This is a genomic window from Cognatishimia sp. 1_MG-2023 (assembly GCF_030548175.1).
GTDB lineage: Bacteria > Pseudomonadota > Alphaproteobacteria > Rhodobacterales > Rhodobacteraceae > Cognatishimia.
In genome coordinates this window covers 202,619-218,323 of sequence record NZ_JAUORX010000005.1, presented here as the reverse complement: position 1 = coordinate 218,323, position 15,705 = coordinate 202,619, and the positions used below count along the sequence as shown (strand labels likewise).

At 52.5% G+C, this 15,705-nt stretch carries 17 protein-coding genes and 1 tRNA gene; 12 read left to right on the top strand and 6 right to left on the bottom strand.

Annotation, left to right across the window (positions count from 1 at the left end):
- The first annotated feature begins 212 nt into the window (after positions 1-212).
- Positions 213-629 (top strand): Fur family transcriptional regulator, encoded by a 417-nt coding sequence (locus tag Q4544_RS10830; protein WP_303506146.1) that lies wholly within the window; start codon positions 213-215, stop codon positions 627-629.
- 57 nt (positions 630-686) lie between these two features.
- Here the strand turns inward: Q4544_RS10830 and Q4544_RS10825 are convergent, their stop codons facing one another.
- Complete coding sequence (locus Q4544_RS10825; protein WP_303506144.1) at positions 687-1,790, bottom strand: PAS domain-containing sensor histidine kinase; 1,104 nt, start codon at positions 1,788-1,790, stop codon at positions 687-689.
- 315 nt (positions 1,791-2,105) lie between these two features.
- On the opposite strand from Q4544_RS10825, the gene eno reads away from it, so the two are divergent.
- Positions 2,106-3,380 carry a phosphopyruvate hydratase gene (gene eno / locus Q4544_RS10820; protein ID WP_303506142.1) on the top strand — a complete coding sequence of 425 codons (1,275 nt, stop codon included), beginning with the start codon at positions 2,106-2,108 and terminating at the stop codon, positions 3,378-3,380.
- A gap of 72 nt (positions 3,381-3,452) precedes the next feature.
- Here eno and Q4544_RS10815 read toward each other — a convergent pair whose 3' ends face one another.
- On the bottom strand, positions 3,453-4,559 hold the full coding sequence (locus Q4544_RS10815; protein ID WP_303506140.1) for an anhydro-N-acetylmuramic acid kinase: 1,107 nt from the start codon (positions 4,557-4,559) through the stop codon (positions 3,453-3,455).
- Between the two features lie 61 nt (positions 4,560-4,620).
- Here Q4544_RS10815 and tyrS point away from each other — a divergent pair, with 61 nt between their 5' ends.
- Positions 4,621-5,874 carry a tyrosine--tRNA ligase gene (gene tyrS, locus Q4544_RS10810; RefSeq protein ID WP_303506138.1) on the top strand — a complete coding sequence of 418 codons (1,254 nt, stop codon included), beginning with the start codon at positions 4,621-4,623 and terminating at the stop codon, positions 5,872-5,874.
- Between the two features lie 147 nt (positions 5,875-6,021).
- Positions 6,022-6,777, top strand: coding sequence for an SDR family NAD(P)-dependent oxidoreductase (locus Q4544_RS10805; RefSeq protein WP_303506136.1), 756 nt, complete (start codon positions 6,022-6,024; stop codon positions 6,775-6,777).
- Between the two features lie 77 nt (positions 6,778-6,854).
- Here the strand turns inward: Q4544_RS10805 and Q4544_RS10800 are convergent, their stop codons facing one another.
- The 3 genes from Q4544_RS10800 to Q4544_RS10790 all read right to left on the bottom strand — a co-directional run bounded on the left by Q4544_RS10800 (position 6,855) and on the right by Q4544_RS10790 (position 9,960).
- A complete protein-coding gene (locus tag Q4544_RS10800; protein WP_303506135.1) occupies positions 6,855-8,669 on the bottom strand; it encodes an ABC-F family ATP-binding cassette domain-containing protein in 1,815 nt (604 codons plus the stop codon).
- Positions 8,670-8,714: 45 nt separating this feature from the next.
- On the bottom strand, positions 8,715-9,452 hold the full coding sequence (locus Q4544_RS10795) for a GNAT family N-acetyltransferase (protein WP_303506133.1): 738 nt from the start codon (positions 9,450-9,452) through the stop codon (positions 8,715-8,717).
- A 67-nt stretch (positions 9,453-9,519) separates the two neighbouring features.
- Positions 9,520-9,960: an outer membrane protein assembly factor BamE gene (locus Q4544_RS10790; RefSeq protein ID WP_303506131.1), complete on the bottom strand. Its 441-nt coding sequence runs from the start codon at positions 9,958-9,960 to the stop codon at positions 9,520-9,522.
- 99 nt (positions 9,961-10,059) lie between these two features.
- Between Q4544_RS10790 and Q4544_RS10785 the strand changes: the two genes are divergently transcribed.
- The 8 genes from Q4544_RS10785 to Q4544_RS10750 all read left to right on the top strand — a co-directional run bounded on the left by Q4544_RS10785 (position 10,060) and on the right by Q4544_RS10750 (position 15,453).
- Complete coding sequence (locus Q4544_RS10785; protein WP_303506130.1) at positions 10,060-10,614, top strand: DUF177 domain-containing protein; 555 nt, start codon at positions 10,060-10,062, stop codon at positions 10,612-10,614.
- A 138-nt stretch (positions 10,615-10,752) separates the two neighbouring features.
- Positions 10,753-10,959: a 50S ribosomal protein L32 gene (rpmF, locus tag Q4544_RS10780; protein ID WP_303506128.1), complete on the top strand. Its 207-nt coding sequence runs from the start codon at positions 10,753-10,755 to the stop codon at positions 10,957-10,959.
- Between the two features lie 20 nt (positions 10,960-10,979).
- The gene (gene plsX, locus Q4544_RS10775; RefSeq protein ID WP_407063040.1) at positions 10,980-12,077 is read left to right on the top strand and encodes a phosphate acyltransferase PlsX; all 1,098 of its coding nucleotides are present in this window, start codon (positions 10,980-10,982) and stop codon (positions 12,075-12,077) included.
- 5 nt (positions 12,078-12,082) lie between these two features.
- Positions 12,083-13,054, top strand: coding sequence for a beta-ketoacyl-ACP synthase III (locus tag Q4544_RS10770; protein WP_303506126.1), 972 nt, complete (start codon positions 12,083-12,085; stop codon positions 13,052-13,054).
- Positions 13,055-13,165: 111 nt separating this feature from the next.
- Entirely contained in the window at positions 13,166-13,468 is a 303-nt protein-coding gene (ihfA, locus tag Q4544_RS10765) for an integration host factor subunit alpha (RefSeq protein WP_303506124.1), read from the top strand.
- 14 nt (positions 13,469-13,482) lie between these two features.
- Positions 13,483-14,178, top strand: a complete 696-nt coding sequence (locus tag Q4544_RS10760) for a MerR family transcriptional regulator (RefSeq protein ID WP_303506122.1) — start codon at positions 13,483-13,485, stop codon at positions 14,176-14,178.
- A gap of 62 nt (positions 14,179-14,240) precedes the next feature.
- Positions 14,241-14,317 (top strand) — tRNA-Pro (locus tag Q4544_RS10755).
- Positions 14,318-14,373: 56 nt separating this feature from the next.
- Positions 14,374-15,453, top strand: coding sequence for a 2'-deoxycytidine 5'-triphosphate deaminase (locus tag Q4544_RS10750; protein ID WP_303506120.1), 1,080 nt, complete (start codon positions 14,374-14,376; stop codon positions 15,451-15,453).
- 23 nt (positions 15,454-15,476) lie between these two features.
- Here the strand turns inward: Q4544_RS10750 and Q4544_RS10745 are convergent, their stop codons facing one another.
- Positions 15,477-15,656, bottom strand: a complete 180-nt coding sequence (locus Q4544_RS10745; protein ID WP_303506118.1) for a hypothetical protein — start codon at positions 15,654-15,656, stop codon at positions 15,477-15,479.
- Positions 15,657-15,705 lie beyond the last annotated feature (49 nt).

Below are 15,705 nucleotides of genomic sequence, written 5' to 3'. Positions count from 1 at the left end.
AGCTCGTGTCTGGCATGTGCCAGACAATCGTCTCGCCAATGGTTTTTCCATCGGCTGCCTGTTCTGCCTCAAGAACAAAAGTCAGGATGCGGGCATGTGCGCCCATTTCTAAGCTACGTCAAGTCCGAAATGCTGTGGAAATCTCTGAATAGGCAGTAGAAATACGTGCCCCACCCCTGTATTGAGGAAGGCCAGAGCGTTTTGAGGCTAGCATGACCGATACCATCACTTCACGTTGCGAAGCCAAAGGGCTCCGAATGACAGAACAGCGCCGGACCATTGCAGCTGTTTTGCAAGAATCCAGTGATCACCCTGATGTCGAAGAGCTATATGCCCGCGCGAGCGCGCGCGATTCAGGGATTTCTTTGGCGACGGTTTATCGCACCGTGAAGCTTTTTGAAGAGGCAGGCATTCTGGATAAGCTGGAATTTGGTGATGGACGTGCGCGCTACGAAGATGCGCAACGCGAGCATCATGATCACCTGATTGATATTCATACGGGTGCCGTGATTGAATTCATGGACCCTGATATTGAAAAGCTGCAGGAAAAGATCGCCGAAAAGCTGGGGTTTCGTCTGGTGGGGCACAAACTGGAACTTTACGGCGTACCGATCAAACGGAAAGATTAATGCCTGATCGCGACGTGCCCTAAGTGCAGAGCCTAACGAAGCCCTGCGATTGATCTGTTATGGGTTGATTTGCGGGAATTTCACCCAGAACGTTGCACCACCATCTTCATTGTTAAAGTAGCCAATTGCGCCGCCCATGCCCTCGGTCATCTGTTTACAGATCGACAGACCCAGTCCAGTGCTTTTGAAATTACGCTTTTCGCCAGACTTTGCTTGGGTGAAACGTTGGAACATGCGTCCCTCAAGCTCCGGAGGTACGCCGTTTCCGTGATCGCGTACAGAGAACTGGATTTCACCGTCTTTGATTTCTAGCCCTAGCTCAATTGCTGTTTCCGCAGGCGAGAATTTTGCCGCGTTGGACAATAGGTTGGCTAGGATCTGTTGCAACCTATTCACATCAGCATTGATCCAAATAGGGTCGTCTGTTTCCGGTAAATGCTGAACGATCTTTTGGCCGTCTTGAAGGTAGCCTTGCATCGACAGCACCGCATCAGAAGAGGCTTCGCGGGCATCAAGATGTGTTAGCTCGTAGGACAGTTCACCGCTTTCAAGCGATTTGAAATCCAGCAGTTCATTGACCAGATGCAGCAACCGGTTGGAATTGCGCTGTGCCAATTGTAGCAGATTGCTGATTGGTCCCGGTAATTCACCGATCTTTCCGCTGTTCGCCATTTTCAGCGCGCCAAGTACGGATGTCAGCGGGGTTCGCAGCTCGTGGCTGATCATTGCGACGAATTCGTCTTTTGCCTTTTCTTCGTCCATCTGTTCTGTGACGTCGATGTGCACACCAGACAGTCGCGATGGTTTTCCATCCTCATCATATTCAGAAATACCAGCATCCGACTTTAGCCAGACCCAGTGCCCTTCTTCGTGACGAACGCGAAAAATAGCTTTGCTGCGGGGTGCTTTGCCTTCGAACAAGGCTTTGTCAGCGGCGCGTACGCGATCCAAGTCTTCTGGGTGGATACGGCTTAGCCATTCTTTCTGCGGCGCGATTGGCGCGTCCGGGGAAAGACCTAACATTGTTTTCCATGCCGGTGAAACTTGCGACGTTTCGCTTTTAAGATCCAGATCGAAAACACCGATCCCAGCGTCTTCTAACACAGTATTTGCTGCGATCATTTTTTTGTTTTCTGTGGCCAGCTTTGTTACTTGCGTCAAGCTGTCCTCCGTCCCTGTAAAAATACTCATCATTCGCTGCACCGATTAATAAACAAAAAAATAAATTACGCCAGTAAAACGCGGTAATCACGCCGGTTAAGAAGGAATTTTGGCAAAATTAAGGACAGTTAAAAACAAATATTTAACTGAATTCTCGCCTAGATTGAACGCAATCTCCCTAAAGTATTGCAGAAATTTTCGAATGTTTGCCCTAACGTAGGAAAAAAGACCATGTTAGCGATAACATACACCGTTTACTTTTCACATTACATCGTTATGAAAAGCGCAACTGAATGCTGACTTAAGGACAGTCTTATGAGCACCATCATTGATATTCACGCACGCGAAATTCTAGACAGCCGTGGTAATCCAACTGTTGAAGTAGACGTTACCCTAGAAGACGGCACCATGGGCCGCGCTGCGGTTCCGTCTGGCGCATCGACTGGCGCCTATGAAGCGGTAGAAAAACGCGACGGCGACAAGTCCCGCTATATGGGCAAAGGTGTTCTAGAAGCGGTTGCCGCTGTGAACGGTGAGATTGCAGAAAACCTGGTTGGTTTTGACGCGACAGAGCAAGAATCCATCGACGCTGCTATGATCGAACTAGACGGCACCGATAACAAAGGTCGTCTGGGCGCGAACGCAATCCTTGGCGTTTCTATGGCCGTTGCCAAAGCTGCGGCAGATTTCACTGGTCAGCCTTTGTATCGCTATATCGGTGGCACATCTGCACGAGTACTGCCTGTTCCAATGATGAACATCATCAACGGTGGCGAACACGCAGATAACCCAATCGACATCCAAGAATTCATGATCATGCCAGTGTCGGCAACGAACGTGAAAGAAGCGATCCGCATGGGCGCCGAAGTGTTCCACACGCTGAAAAAAGAGCTGTCTGCTGCAGGCCACAACACTGGTATCGGCGACGAAGGTGGTTTTGCACCTAACCTCGCAAGCACACGTGTCGCGCTTGATTTCGTTATGACCTCTATCGAAAAAGCGGGTTACAAGCCTGGCGAAGACATCTTCCTCGCGCTCGATTGTGCCGCGACCGAGTATTACAAAGACGGCAAATACGAGATGAAAGGCGAAGGCATTTCGCTGACATCTGAAGAAAACGTCGAATACTTGGCGAAACTGACCGAAGATTATCCAATCATCTCCATCGAAGATGGCTGTGACGAAGATGACTGGGACGGTTGGAAAATGCTGACCGACAAAATCGGCGACAAGGTTCAATTGGTTGGCGACGATCTGTTTGTGACCAACCCTGCCCGCCTGTCCACAGGTATCGAAAAAGGCTCTGCCAACGCGATGCTCGTCAAAGTGAACCAAATCGGTTCCTTGTCCGAGACTTTGAAAGCCGTTGATATGGCGCACCGCGCTGGTTTCAAAAATGTCATGTCGCACCGTTCCGGTGAAACAGAAGACGCGACTATTGCTGACTTGGCTGTCGCAACGAACTGCGGCCAAATCAAAACCGGTTCTTTGTCACGTTCTGACCGTTTGGCAAAATACAATCAGTTGATCCGCATCGAAGAGATGCTGGGTGAATCAGCAGAGTACGCAGGTAAGTCTATCCTGAAGTAAGGCTTTCCTGAGCTATTCGAAAAGGCGGCCCAATTGGGTCGCCTTTTTCGATTCTACTGTTAGGGATGTTGGTTAATTTGGCGTGCTAAGAATACCGCCGCCGACCAAGGCACTGACGCCCGTCGTGGATGGGCAGGATGTGGGCAGCCCCCGCGCGACACGTGCCGCTAGGTAGGCAAAGGCCTGCGCCTCTAGCATATCGCCGTCCAGCTCTACCTCTTCGATTGGCACAACGGGGCAATCTAAGGATACGCGCAGCATTTCCATCATGACGGGGTTTTGACGGCCGCCACCGGTTACCAGAACCTGTGTGGGCATTGACGGGCAATGCTCCATCCCTTTGGCGACGGCTGCTGCACTCATGGCGGTTAAGGTGGCGGCGGAATCTGCATCAGACAGTTCCTTGACCAAAGAAATCATCTCTGAAAAATCGTTTCTGTCTAAGGACTTCGGAGGCATTCTTGAGAAATATTGCTCTGCAAGAAACAGCTCTAGCGCGCCGGTTTCAACGTTTCCACGCAGAGCAACTGCGCCATCTTTATCATAGGCCTGCCCTAGACGTTCACGCATCAGATCATTGATGGGCGCGTTGGCGGGTCCAGTATCAAACGCCAGCAATGCACCGGGGTCTTCTGGTGCGGATTTCGTGGGATCAACCCACGTCAAATTGCCAACACCGCCAAGGTTTAGGAAAACGACAGGCTGTGTCGCCTGCATCCATTTCGCACAGGCAAAGTGGTAAAATGGTGCAAGCGGCGCGCCCTCGCCGCCCATTTGTACATCAGCAGACCGGAAGTCCCAGACCACGGGAACACCAAGCGCCTTTGCCAATGCTTCACCGTCACCAACCTGCAGCGTTCCGCGACCACGAGGTTCGTGCGCTAGGGTTTGGCCGTGAAATCCAATCAGATCGCAGTCTTTGATTACGCTGAGTGCATCTATATGCGCCGCTTGTATGACTTCGGTCGCGGCCTCTACTTCTGGGCCTGCCCATTTGCCTAGGGCTGCTGTTAGAACGTACTGTTCTTCTTCGGAATAAGGGCGAAAATGGCTTTCGCCGAAATGTTCGATGGATGTGCCATCCGTTGTTAAAACAGCCACATCCACCCCGTCTAAAGACGTGCCAGACATCGCGCCCGCTATCTTTAGGGGGCCATTGCTCAATTTGGCCTTCATCATGGCCTTTTCCTTTACCTCAAGCCTGTTATACACAGCCAACACATCATACGAGACGGATACTATGACCTACCACCCCAAATCGGAATTCATTGCAGTGATGATGGAACGCGGCTTTTTGGCCGATTGTACCGATTATCAAGGCCTAGACGACGCATTGGTTCAGGGTGTGGTGCCGGGATATATCGGCTTTGATGCAACGGCTAAGTCCTTGCACGTAGGCAGTTTAATCCAAATCATGATGCTGCGCTGGTTGCAAAAAACCGGTCACAAGCCAATCACCTTGATGGGTGGCGGCACGACGAAAGTTGGCGATCCTTCTTTCCGTGCAGATGAACGCCCTTTACTGACCGATGATCAGATCAACGACAACATCAGCGGCATTCAGCAGGTTTTTGCGAAATACATCGACTACGGCGATGGCGAAACGGATGCGTTGATGCTGAACAACGCGGAATGGTTGGACGGGTTGAACTACCTGGAATTCCTGCGCGATATTGGGCGGCATTTCTCTGTGAACCGGATGCTTTCGTTTGAAAGCGTTAAGTCGCGGCTGGATCGTGAGCAATCGCTGAGCTTTCTTGAGTTCAACTACATGATCTTGCAAGCCTATGATTTCCTTGAGCTAAACCGCCGTTACGGTTGCTTGGTTCAGTTTGGTGGCAGCGATCAGTGGGGCAATATCGTTAACGGTATTGACCTGACGCGTCGTGTGATTGACCAGCAGATCTTTGGCCTGACATCACCGTTGCTGACGACCAGCGATGGTAAAAAGATGGGTAAATCTGCGGATGGCGCGGTTTGGTTGAATGCGGATATGCGCAGCCCTTATGAATTCTGGCAGTTCTGGCGTAATACAACCGATGCCGATGTTGGCCGGTTCTTGAAGCTGTACACCGAAATGCCGGTTGACGAATGCAACCGTTTGGGGGCGCTTGAAGGGTCTGAGATCAATGAAGCTAAAGCAATTTTAGCTAATGAAGTCACAACCTTATGCCACGGTGCTGAAGCTGCGGCTGCAGCGGCGGCGACTGCAAAAGAAGTGTTTGAAAAAGGTGGTGTTGGGGATGATTTGCCAACGCTTTCTTTGAGCGCTGAAGAGATCGGCGATGGTATTTCGATTGTGCAGTTGATCGTGAAATCTGGTCTTGCGAAGTCTGGTAAAGAAGCGAAACGCTTGATCGCCGAAAATGGCGCAAAGCTGGATGACCAGCCGTTGACCGAAGCTGGCAAGGTGTTTGATGCGGCAGCTTTGGCGTCACCTATCAAGCTAAGCGCGGGTAAAAAACGACATGCGCTGGTTAAGCTAGACAGCTGATTTAAAACAGCTATTTTGATGAGTTGATGTAAAGGGAGTGCGAATTTCGCGCTCCTTTTTTTATTTGGAACGTCGCGTCTTTGTGGACAGGATGGGCCTCTAGCCAGTATTTGAACGTATGTTCATAAATGCCGTCGGAGAGACAAAATGAAGATTTCGGAAACTGCTACAATCATCACTGGTGCGGCTTCAGGTTTGGGGGAAGCGACGGCTCGGGCCTTTGCGGCGGCTGGTGCGAAGGTTACGATTTTGGATCGTGATGTGGCGCGTGGGACGGCGGTTGCAGAGGAAATTGGCGGCTATTTCGCCGAGACGGATGTGACAGATGAAGATTCTGTTAAGGCCGCGATTGCCCTTGCGCAGGAGAAGATGGGAAAGCTTAACGCGGCGATCAATTGCGCAGGTATTGCGCCAGCAGCGACCACGATTGGCAAGAAAGGCCCCCACCCTTTGGACCTGTTCCAAAAAACTATTGATATCAACCTGATAGGCTCGTTCAACGTTGGACGTTTGGCCGCGGATGCGATGCAGGATAACGAGCCTGATGAAGACGGCGCGCGCGGTGTGATTATTAACACGGCGTCGATTGCAGCTATGGATGGCCAGCGTGGTCAAGCGGCCTATGCAGCATCTAAAGGCGGGATTGTTGGGCTGTCCTTGCCGATGTCGCGGGATTTGGCGCGTGCGGGGATTCGGGTGATGGCGATTGCGCCGGGGATCTTTTTGACGCCTATGCTGATTGGCCTTGGCCAAGAGGTGATTGATGGGCTGTCAAAAGACGTAACCTTTCCTAAACGCTTAGGAAATCCGGCTGAATACGCGAAACTGGCGCAATTTATCGTGGAATGCGGCTATCTGAATGGTGAAGTGATCCGCTTGGATGGCGCGCTGCGGATGCAGTAAACGAATCGTACGTTTCGGTAGGTTCAGACCTCGAAACGTACAATTCGAAAATTTTAGCTATTTTTTGCCGAGATCGCTTATGCGGTCTCGGCTTTTTCTTCGAGCATCAGCCATTCTTCTTCGGCTTCAGCGATCGCGTTGTGACGTTCGATCAGCGCATCTGTCGCCTTTTGGAATTTCACCGGTTCTTTGGTGAACATCTCTGGGTCGGACATGAACTCTTCGAGTTTTGCGACTTCGGCGTTCAGACGTTCGATGACGGTTGGCAATTCTTCGAGGCGTTTTTGTTCGGTGAAGGTGAGGCCCGACTCGGTTGGTTTCTCGGCCTTAACCTTTTCCTTCTTAGATTTGGATTTGCCGCCCGGCTTAATATCTGTGTCTTTTGGCTGCCGCTGTGCGCGGTAGTCAGACCAGCCGCCTGCATAAACAATCGCCTGACCGTCGCCTTCCATAGCGATGGTTGTTGTCGCCACCCGGTCCAGAAAGTCGCGGTCGTGGCTGACAAGAAGAACAGTGCCGTCGTAATCGTCTAGCAGCTCTTGGAGCAGGTCCAGGGTTTCGACATCTAGATCGTTGGTCGGTTCATCCATCACCAACAGGTTGCTTTCCTTGGCCATCAGTTTGGCCAGCAGCAAACGCGCCTTTTCCCCACCAGAGAGCGAGCGCACGGGGGCGCGGGCTTGGCGCTCGTCGAACAGGAATTCTTTGAGGTAGCCAACAACATGCTTGGGGTTGCCACGCACCATGACCTGATCGGCTTTGCCAGAGACGCGCATGTCAGGATCGCCGGTCAACGAATCCCATAGGGTCATTTCCGGATCAAGGGCAGCACGGCTTTGATCAAAGATTGCGGGCAGCAGATTCGTGCCCAAAGTCACGGTACCTGTATCGGGCGCTTCTTGGCCCATTAGCATTTTGATGAGGGTCGTTTTACCCACGCCATTGGGTCCAACAAAGGCGATGCGATCACCGCGTTGGATCAGAATGTCGAGGTTTTCGACGATGGTCTTTTCGTCAAAGGCTTTGGAGATTCCTTTGACTTCGATCACCTTGCGGCCAGACTTTGGACCTGCTTGGAAATCCATTGCGGCAGAGCCTTGGCGTTTGATCTGTGAGGCACGTTGATCGCGAAGTTCACCGAGCGCGCGGACGCGGCCCTGGTTGCGTTTACGACGGGCAGAAATGCCTTCGACGGCCCAGCGTGCCTCTGCTTTGATCTTGCGATCAAGCTTGTGGCGCTGCATGTCTTCTTCTTCCCAAATCTTATCGCGCCATTGTTCGAACCCATCAAAGCCGGTTTCTTGGCGACGCGTCATTCCTCTGTCAATCCAAAGGGTTGCGCGGGTAAGTTCACGTAAGAATGCACGGTCATGCGAGATCAGAACAAAGCCTGCGCGGGTGGATTTGAGTTCGTTTTCAAGCCATGCGATCGCCTCGATGTCGAGGTGGTTTGTCGGCTCGTCCAGCAGCATCAATTCCGGCGCTTCGGCCATCAATTTGGCCAAGGCTGCACGGCGACGTTCGCCGCCAGATGCGGTTTCAACAGATCGGGCGGGATCGAATTTTAGGCCTTCGCCTGCACGTTCCACTTTGTAGGATTCGCCCGGATCAAGGTTGGATAGGGCAAAATCACCCAGAGTGGCAAAGCCCGCCATGTCTGGGTCTTGCTCCATGTAGCCCACGGCGACGCCGGGTGGGATGACGATGTCACCTTTATCGGCCTCCACCAAGCCCGCCATGACTTTCATCAGGGTGGATTTACCGGAACCGTTGCGCCCAACGAGGGCAACGCGGTCACCCGGTTGCACCACGAGATCGAGGTTGTTGAAGATCGGATCTCCGCCGAAAGTCAGCGAGATGTCGTTCATTTGTAATAAAGGTATACGTGCCATGGGGCTGGGCTACTTTGCAGCGCCCTGCCCGTCAAGCGGCGAATCCTACGAAGACATGGCGCGCAGCAATCGTTTGCGGGCCGGAGGAATCGCTTTGATTTCCAGACCTGTGAAAACGTGCAGCGTGTTCATCTGGTCATCGACAACTGCATGATCGCTAACCCAGCCGCCCATCATCAGATAAGTGCGTAGGAGTGGCGGCATTTTGGTCTGGGCTTTTTTCAGGTCTGGCTTGCGACGCAAGCGCTTTGCGAATTGAAATACATTCGGTGCTTTGACCCGTGGCACCCAGCGTCTGGGTGCTAGATGGCGGTCGCGCAGCACGGCGAAGGCATCAAGGTATGGGTCCGCATCGGTGCCTTTGAAAGAAGAGCATCCGAACAGCATTTCTACATTGTTATCATCAACATAGCCGGTCATTGCGGCCCATGCGACGCGCAGGATATCTGGATCATTCCAGTCTGGATGGATGCAGAAACGACCCATTTCGACCATGGAGCCTTTGAAGGCCTCTAAGGCCGAGAGTTCGTAGAATTGGGCGGAATAGCTGCGGGTGATGTCGTTGCCATCAGCCAGTGGAAGCATGCGGAAGCAGCAAACCAGCGCACCGGTTTTGCGTTCTTCGACTAAGATATGCGCGCAGATGGCGTCAAAGTCATCTGCATCCAGCTCGCCGGATGCGCCGCCATGAAAGGCCAAGTGCCGCAAGGATTGCGCGGCGAGAATGTCGCTATCGTTTTCTGCCAAGCGGGCGACGTAGCGCCCTTTTTTTAAGCCAACCATATGTCACCTCGTCGGTATTGGTGCCCCTTCGATATAGGGCACCATTCGTGACATCCTAGTGACAAAGCTATTGCAGAATGCTTCCGGCATCAAAGTTGCCGATGTTTCCAAGCAACTGACGGATGAAGGAAACGTTGTTCAAACCGTTATCTGTGACGCGGCGTGACAGGGTGACAACGCGGCCATCCTCTAGGCCGAAGCGCTCGATGTTGGTCACTGTGCCGCTGTTATCAAAGGTGACAGCCACAAGCTGGCGTTCGACTTCTTCGGGGCGGAACGGGCCAAATGTTTTGACGCGGCTGCGGACGTAGTAAAAGCCGCCGTCCTCTAGAACACCGCCGGCTGTAGGAGCGCCGATAGATTCGGCGACGCTGTCGCGGGTGTCTACGCCGACGATGACATTTGCCAAGTCATCCTCGCTCGGCACATAGCCATGATTGCGATATTGTGCGGCACAACCTGCTGCAAATATACAGAGTGCCAAAGCTGTCGCTTTGAGTGGTTTCATTCTAAGTTCCATCCCTGCCCTCTTGCTTTGGCACGCTTTGCCTTTTAACGGCTTACAAAATGAAGGCTCAAGGTTCAAGAATGGAAGGCAAAATGCGTCATGACAGGTAAACTCTCTGGCAAAACACTCTTTCGCGTGGCCGATCTATCGCAGAATCAAGCGACAAAGTTCCAAATCGAACCTGATTCTGAGATTCTGACTCGGATCGCGGACGACTTGAATTTGCTTGGTTTGAAGAAATTACGGTTCAGCGGACAGATTAAAGCCTCTGGAAAACGAGACTGGAAAGTCACGGGTCAATTGGGGGCAACTGTTGTGCAGCCCTGTGTTGTGACTTTGGAGCCGGTCACGAGTCGTGTGGAAAGCCAAGTAAGCTTGTTGTTCAAACACGACTACGAAGAACCCAATGACGAAGAGTTCGAATTAACGGACGAAGAAAACACCGAAGCTTTGGGTGAAGAAATCAACGTCGAAGACGTGATGCAAGAAGCGCTGGCGTTGGCTTTGCCGCTCTATCCACGCAGCGAAGATGCAAATTTAGAAAATTCGGCCTATACAGAGCCGGGAAAAAAGGCGATGACAGACGAAGATGCGCGACCTTTTGCTGGGCTCGCCAGTCTGCGGGATAAGCTTGCAGGTGGTGACGATAAATAAAGACTTGCGCTGCGCGGAATTACGTCTATTTTCGCGCGCTCATTGGAATTTAGCGTTGGACTTGGCCGCGTGATGCGCGTAAAGCCTCGGAACGCAGTGGAAATCGGGCGAAAGCCCCAGTAAATCGAAGGTTGCGACATGGCTGTCCAGCAGAATAAAGTATCGAAATCGCGCCGCAACAACCGCCGTGCACATGACGCGCTGGTTGCCGGTAACCCAAACGAGTGCACCAACTGTGGTGAACTGAAACGCCCGCACCACGTGTGCGCGTCTTGCGGCCACTATGACGACCGTGAAGTCGTTGCTATGGCTGACGAAGTTGAGCTGGACGAAGACGCAGCATAAGTAAATCGGAACGCGCCCGCATGACCGTTATGAGCGATACCGCCGAAACGGGTGCCGGGCGCACCATCATCTCTGTAGATGCTATGGGTGGTGATCGTGGGCCAGCAACTGTTGTTGCTGGCATTTCGCGTTCCGCCAAGAAGAATCCAAATATTGGTTTTATCCTGCATGGGCCTAAGCCCCAGTTGGAAAAACTTGTGGCGCGTAAAAAGAACCTTGCGGGCCGTGTAGAGATTCGCGACGCCGAGGGCGTTGTGACGATGGATGACAAACCTAGCCAAGTGATCCGGACCGGTAAGTCGACATCTATGTGGTCGGCCATTGAATCCGTGCGCAATGGTGATGCGGATGTTTGTGTTTCCTGTGGGAATACTGGCGCATTGATGATGCTGTCGGTTGTCCGCTTGCGGAAATTACCCGGTGTGAACCGCCCTGCCATTGCGGTGCTTTGGCCATCCAGAAGCGCGCAAGGGTTTAACATCATGCTGGATGTCGGCGCGGATATTCGCGCGGATGAGCATGATTTGATGCAATATGCGCTAATGGGCGCCTCTTATGCTCGAAACGGCATGGGATTAAAGCGCCCACGTATTGGTCTTTTGAATGTCGGTACCGAAGAACATAAGGGACGCGCGGAGCTAAAAGCCGCGCATGAGCTTATTACGGAGAATGCTGAGGCTGCGAAGTTTGAATTTGTTGGCTTTGTCGAAGGCGGCGATATTCCAAAAGATGTGGCCGATGTGATCGTGACCGATGGGTTCACTGGCAACATCGCGCTGAAAACCGGTGAAGGCACAGCAAGCCTGATCGGAAGCCTTTTGAAAGAGGCCTTTAAGTTTTCGCCACTGTCACGATTGGCGGCCATTTTGGCCTATACGTCACTGCGTCGTCTGAATAAGCGCATTGATCCACGTCGTGTAAATGGCGGTGTTTTCCTAGGCTTGAACGGCACTGTGGTGAAATCTCATGGCAGCTCTGACGCGACTGGCGTCGCTGCGGCGGTCAAATTGGCCTTTAAACTATCCCAATCCGGGTTTTCCGAAAAACTCGCGGCGCGGGTTGCATCCGCTGTGCAAGTGCAGCAGGATACGTCAACCCATGGGGAAAAGAACGGATAATAATCATGACACTACGCGCCGTCGTAAAAGGCGTAGGCCACTACCTACCCGAGCGCATCGTCCCCAACTCTGAATTCGAGAAAACTCTCGATACATCAGATGAATGGATAAAATCACGCTCTGGTATTGAACGCCGCCATTTTGCGGCGGACGGTGAAACCACATCAAACCTGGCGACGAAGGCGGCCTTGGCGGCTTTGGCGGATTCTGGGCTTGTTGCGGATGACATCGACGCGATGATTGTGGCGACCTCGACGGCGGATCTGACCTTCCCATCCGCGGCGACGATGGTTCAGGCACAATTGGGCATGAACAAGGGCTTTGCCTTTGACGTTCAGGCGGTTTGTGCGGGGTTCGTTTACGCCTTGTCTAATGCGAACGCATTGATTGTATCCGGTCAGGCGAAACGCGTGTTGGTGATTGGTGCTGAAACCTTTTCGCGCATCATGGATTGGACTGATCGTGGCACCTGTGTGCTGTTTGGGGATGGCGCTGGTGCGCTGATCCTTGAGGCGCAGGAAGGCACGGGCGATAAAACGGATCGTGGGATTCTGTCGACTGATCTAAATTCTGACGGTCGTTACAAAGATATTCTTTATGTGGATGGCGGGGTTTCCAGCCAAAACACTGGATTTTTGCGTATGCAGGGCAAAGAAGTGTTCCGGCATGCGGTGGAAAAACTGGCCGCCACAGCACATACCGCGATGGATAAAGCGCAGATTTCTGCAGAAGAAGTCGATTGGGTTGTGCCGCATCAGGCCAACATCCGTATCATCAAAGGCACCGCCAAAAAGATGAATGTGCCCATGGATCGGGTCATTGTGACCGTCCAAGATCACGGCAATACATCGGCGGCGTCAATCCCATTGGCGCTGTCTGTTGGCAAATCAGAAGGCAAAATCAAACCGGGCGATGTGGTTGTTACAGAGGCAATTGGCGGCGGTTTGGCATGGGGATCGGTGGTTCTTCGCTGGTAATTTGCCAAAATGGCAGAAGAATTGACGGTAAACCATTGATTTCATGCCATTGATATTGACTCGGAAAAATTCTTGCCTCTATGTTTGTTCAAACAAATTTAGGGGGAAGCTATGTCTGACAAAACATTAACGAGAATGGATCTAAGTGAGGCCGTTTTCCGTGAGGTTGGACTTTCCCGAAATGACTCTGCTCAATTGGTCGAAAGTGTACTGGCGCATATGTCAGACTCTTTGGTCAAAGGTGAGCAAGTTAAGATTTCATCATTTGGTACATTCAGCGTGCGCGAAAAAGCGGCGCGTGTGGGTCGTAACCCAAAGACTGGCCAAGAAGTGCCAATCAACCCACGTCGTGTTTTGACGTTCCGCCCATCGCATCTGATGAAAGATCGCGTTGCTGCTGGAAACAAGAAATAAACAAGGCGTAGAGTATGCCCAAGTCCAAGGATGCCTTTCGCACAATCAGCGAAGTTGCCGAGTGGTTAGACACTCAGCCGCATGTGCTACGGTTTTGGGAGAGTAAATTCACGCAAGTGCGCCCCGTCAAACGGGCCGGTGGACGCCGTTATTACCGACCAGCAGACATGGTGTTGTTGGGCGGTATTAAGTCGTTGTTGCACGATGATGGGATGACCATCAAAGGCGTGCAAAAACTGCTGCGTGAAAAGGGTATCAAAGAGATTAGTGCCCTATCGCGCGCATTGGACGATGATTTGGACACTGCCATTGATATGGACGCTGGCGCGGTTGAGGCTCCGGTCGCCGAGGTGGTTGATCACCCCGCCGTGCAAACACCTACGGAAGTGGATGCGTCTCCTGTTGAGGACGCTGTAATCGCTGAAGCTCCGCCTGAAGAGCCAACGGCTGAGGTGGAGGACCCTGCCCCTGTTGTTGAGGATCAGGTTGCTGCGCAAGTGGACGCGCCTGCAATAGCTGCGGAACCTGCGCGCAAGGTGCCGAAAAAGCCGTTGATTGAAGAAGCAGATGCTTGGGAAACACGCCGCCGGTTGTTGGCGCGGTTGACTGAAATAGACCATGTTCCATCGGATCAACTTGCTAATGTTGCGCAGTCTTTGGCCCAGTTGTCAGCACTGCAAGCAAAGTCGAAAGAGGCCCACGCCTCGTGATCAGAATTTCGGATTTTGGGACTTGCTCCTGCGAAAGAATGCGTTATGAACGACGCCATCGGCGGGCTATAGCGCAGCCTGGTAGCGCGTCCGTCTGGGGGACGGAAGGTCGCAGGTTCGAGTCCTGCTAGCCCGACCATTAAAAAACGCCTGGGCGTCGTTTCGCCCGGGCGTTTTGTACATCTGGGGGAAGTTATGACTGGTGTATTGCCAAGCCAAACCATTGAAACCATGCTTATAAGTGGCGAAATCACGCCAGATGTTGCGCCGGTAGAGGGGCAAGTTCAGCCTGCGAGTCTTGACCTGCGTTTGGGCACTGTTGCCTATCGCGTGCGTGCATCGTTCCTTGCAGGAGACGGCAATTCGGTTGCTGATCGCTTGGCAGAATTTGAAATGCATCGGATTGATTTGAGCGAAGGTGCCGTCCTGGAAAAGGGCTGCGTTTACGTGGTGCCTCTGATGGAATCCTTAGCGCTTGCACCGGATGTAAACGCGGTAGCGAACGCCAAAAGCTCGACCGGGCGATTGGACTTGCTGACACGCACGATCACAGATGGCGGCACTGAATTTGATCGTATTCCGGCGGGGTATCACGGGCCGCTTTATGCTGAAATCTGCCCCCGCTCTTTTTCTGTCCTCGTTCGTCCGGGTATGCGCCTGAACCAAATCCGGTTCCGTAAGGGGCAAAGCATTTTGACCGACTCGGAACTGACAGCCGTGCATTCCGAAACACCTTTGGTGGATGGTGACGCGGTGATTGACGACGGTCTTGGCTTCTCCGTCGATCTGCGTCCTGCAGATGGTGATCTAGTTGGCTATCGCGCCAAACCCCATACGGGTGTGATTGATCTGGACCGGATCGGGGAATATGACCCAGCTGAATATTGGGAAGAGGTTCGCAGCCAAGACGGGCAGATCATTCTGGACCCCGGCGCGTTCTATATTCTGGTCAGCCGCGAAGCCGTGACAATCCCACCGCAATATGCGGCTGAAATGGCGCCGTATTTGGCAATGGTTGGGGAATTCCGCGTGCATTACGCGGGCTTCTTTGATCCGGGCTTTGGCTTTGCAGATGCAGGCGGTGCTGGATCACGGGGCGTGCTAGAAGTGCGCTGCCACGAGGCGCCGTTTGTTTTGGAGCATGGACAAGTTGTAGGCCGGTTGGTTTATGAAAAGATGGCCGCCCTACCCGAGCAGCTGTATGGCGTCGGCATTGCATCGAACTATCAAGGTCAGGGTTTGAAGCTGTCTAAGCATTTCAAAGCACCTGCCTAACCCAATCGTTTAATTGGTTCGGATTAAAACTTGGAGACGCGGCGCATAAAACGCATTGCTTGGCGTGCGCGTTTTCCATCAGCTTTTGGGCTGGGACGATTGCCTTTGGCCGATAGTTTTTCAGCACCTGCTTGAACGCCGCTATTCACCACTTTGCGGATCACTTGGCGTACAATCATGTTGATCAGTCGGTTCATGTTCATCGGTGTTCTCCATCCGTTAGGCTGCGCCTATCAGACAAATGCGCCGAAT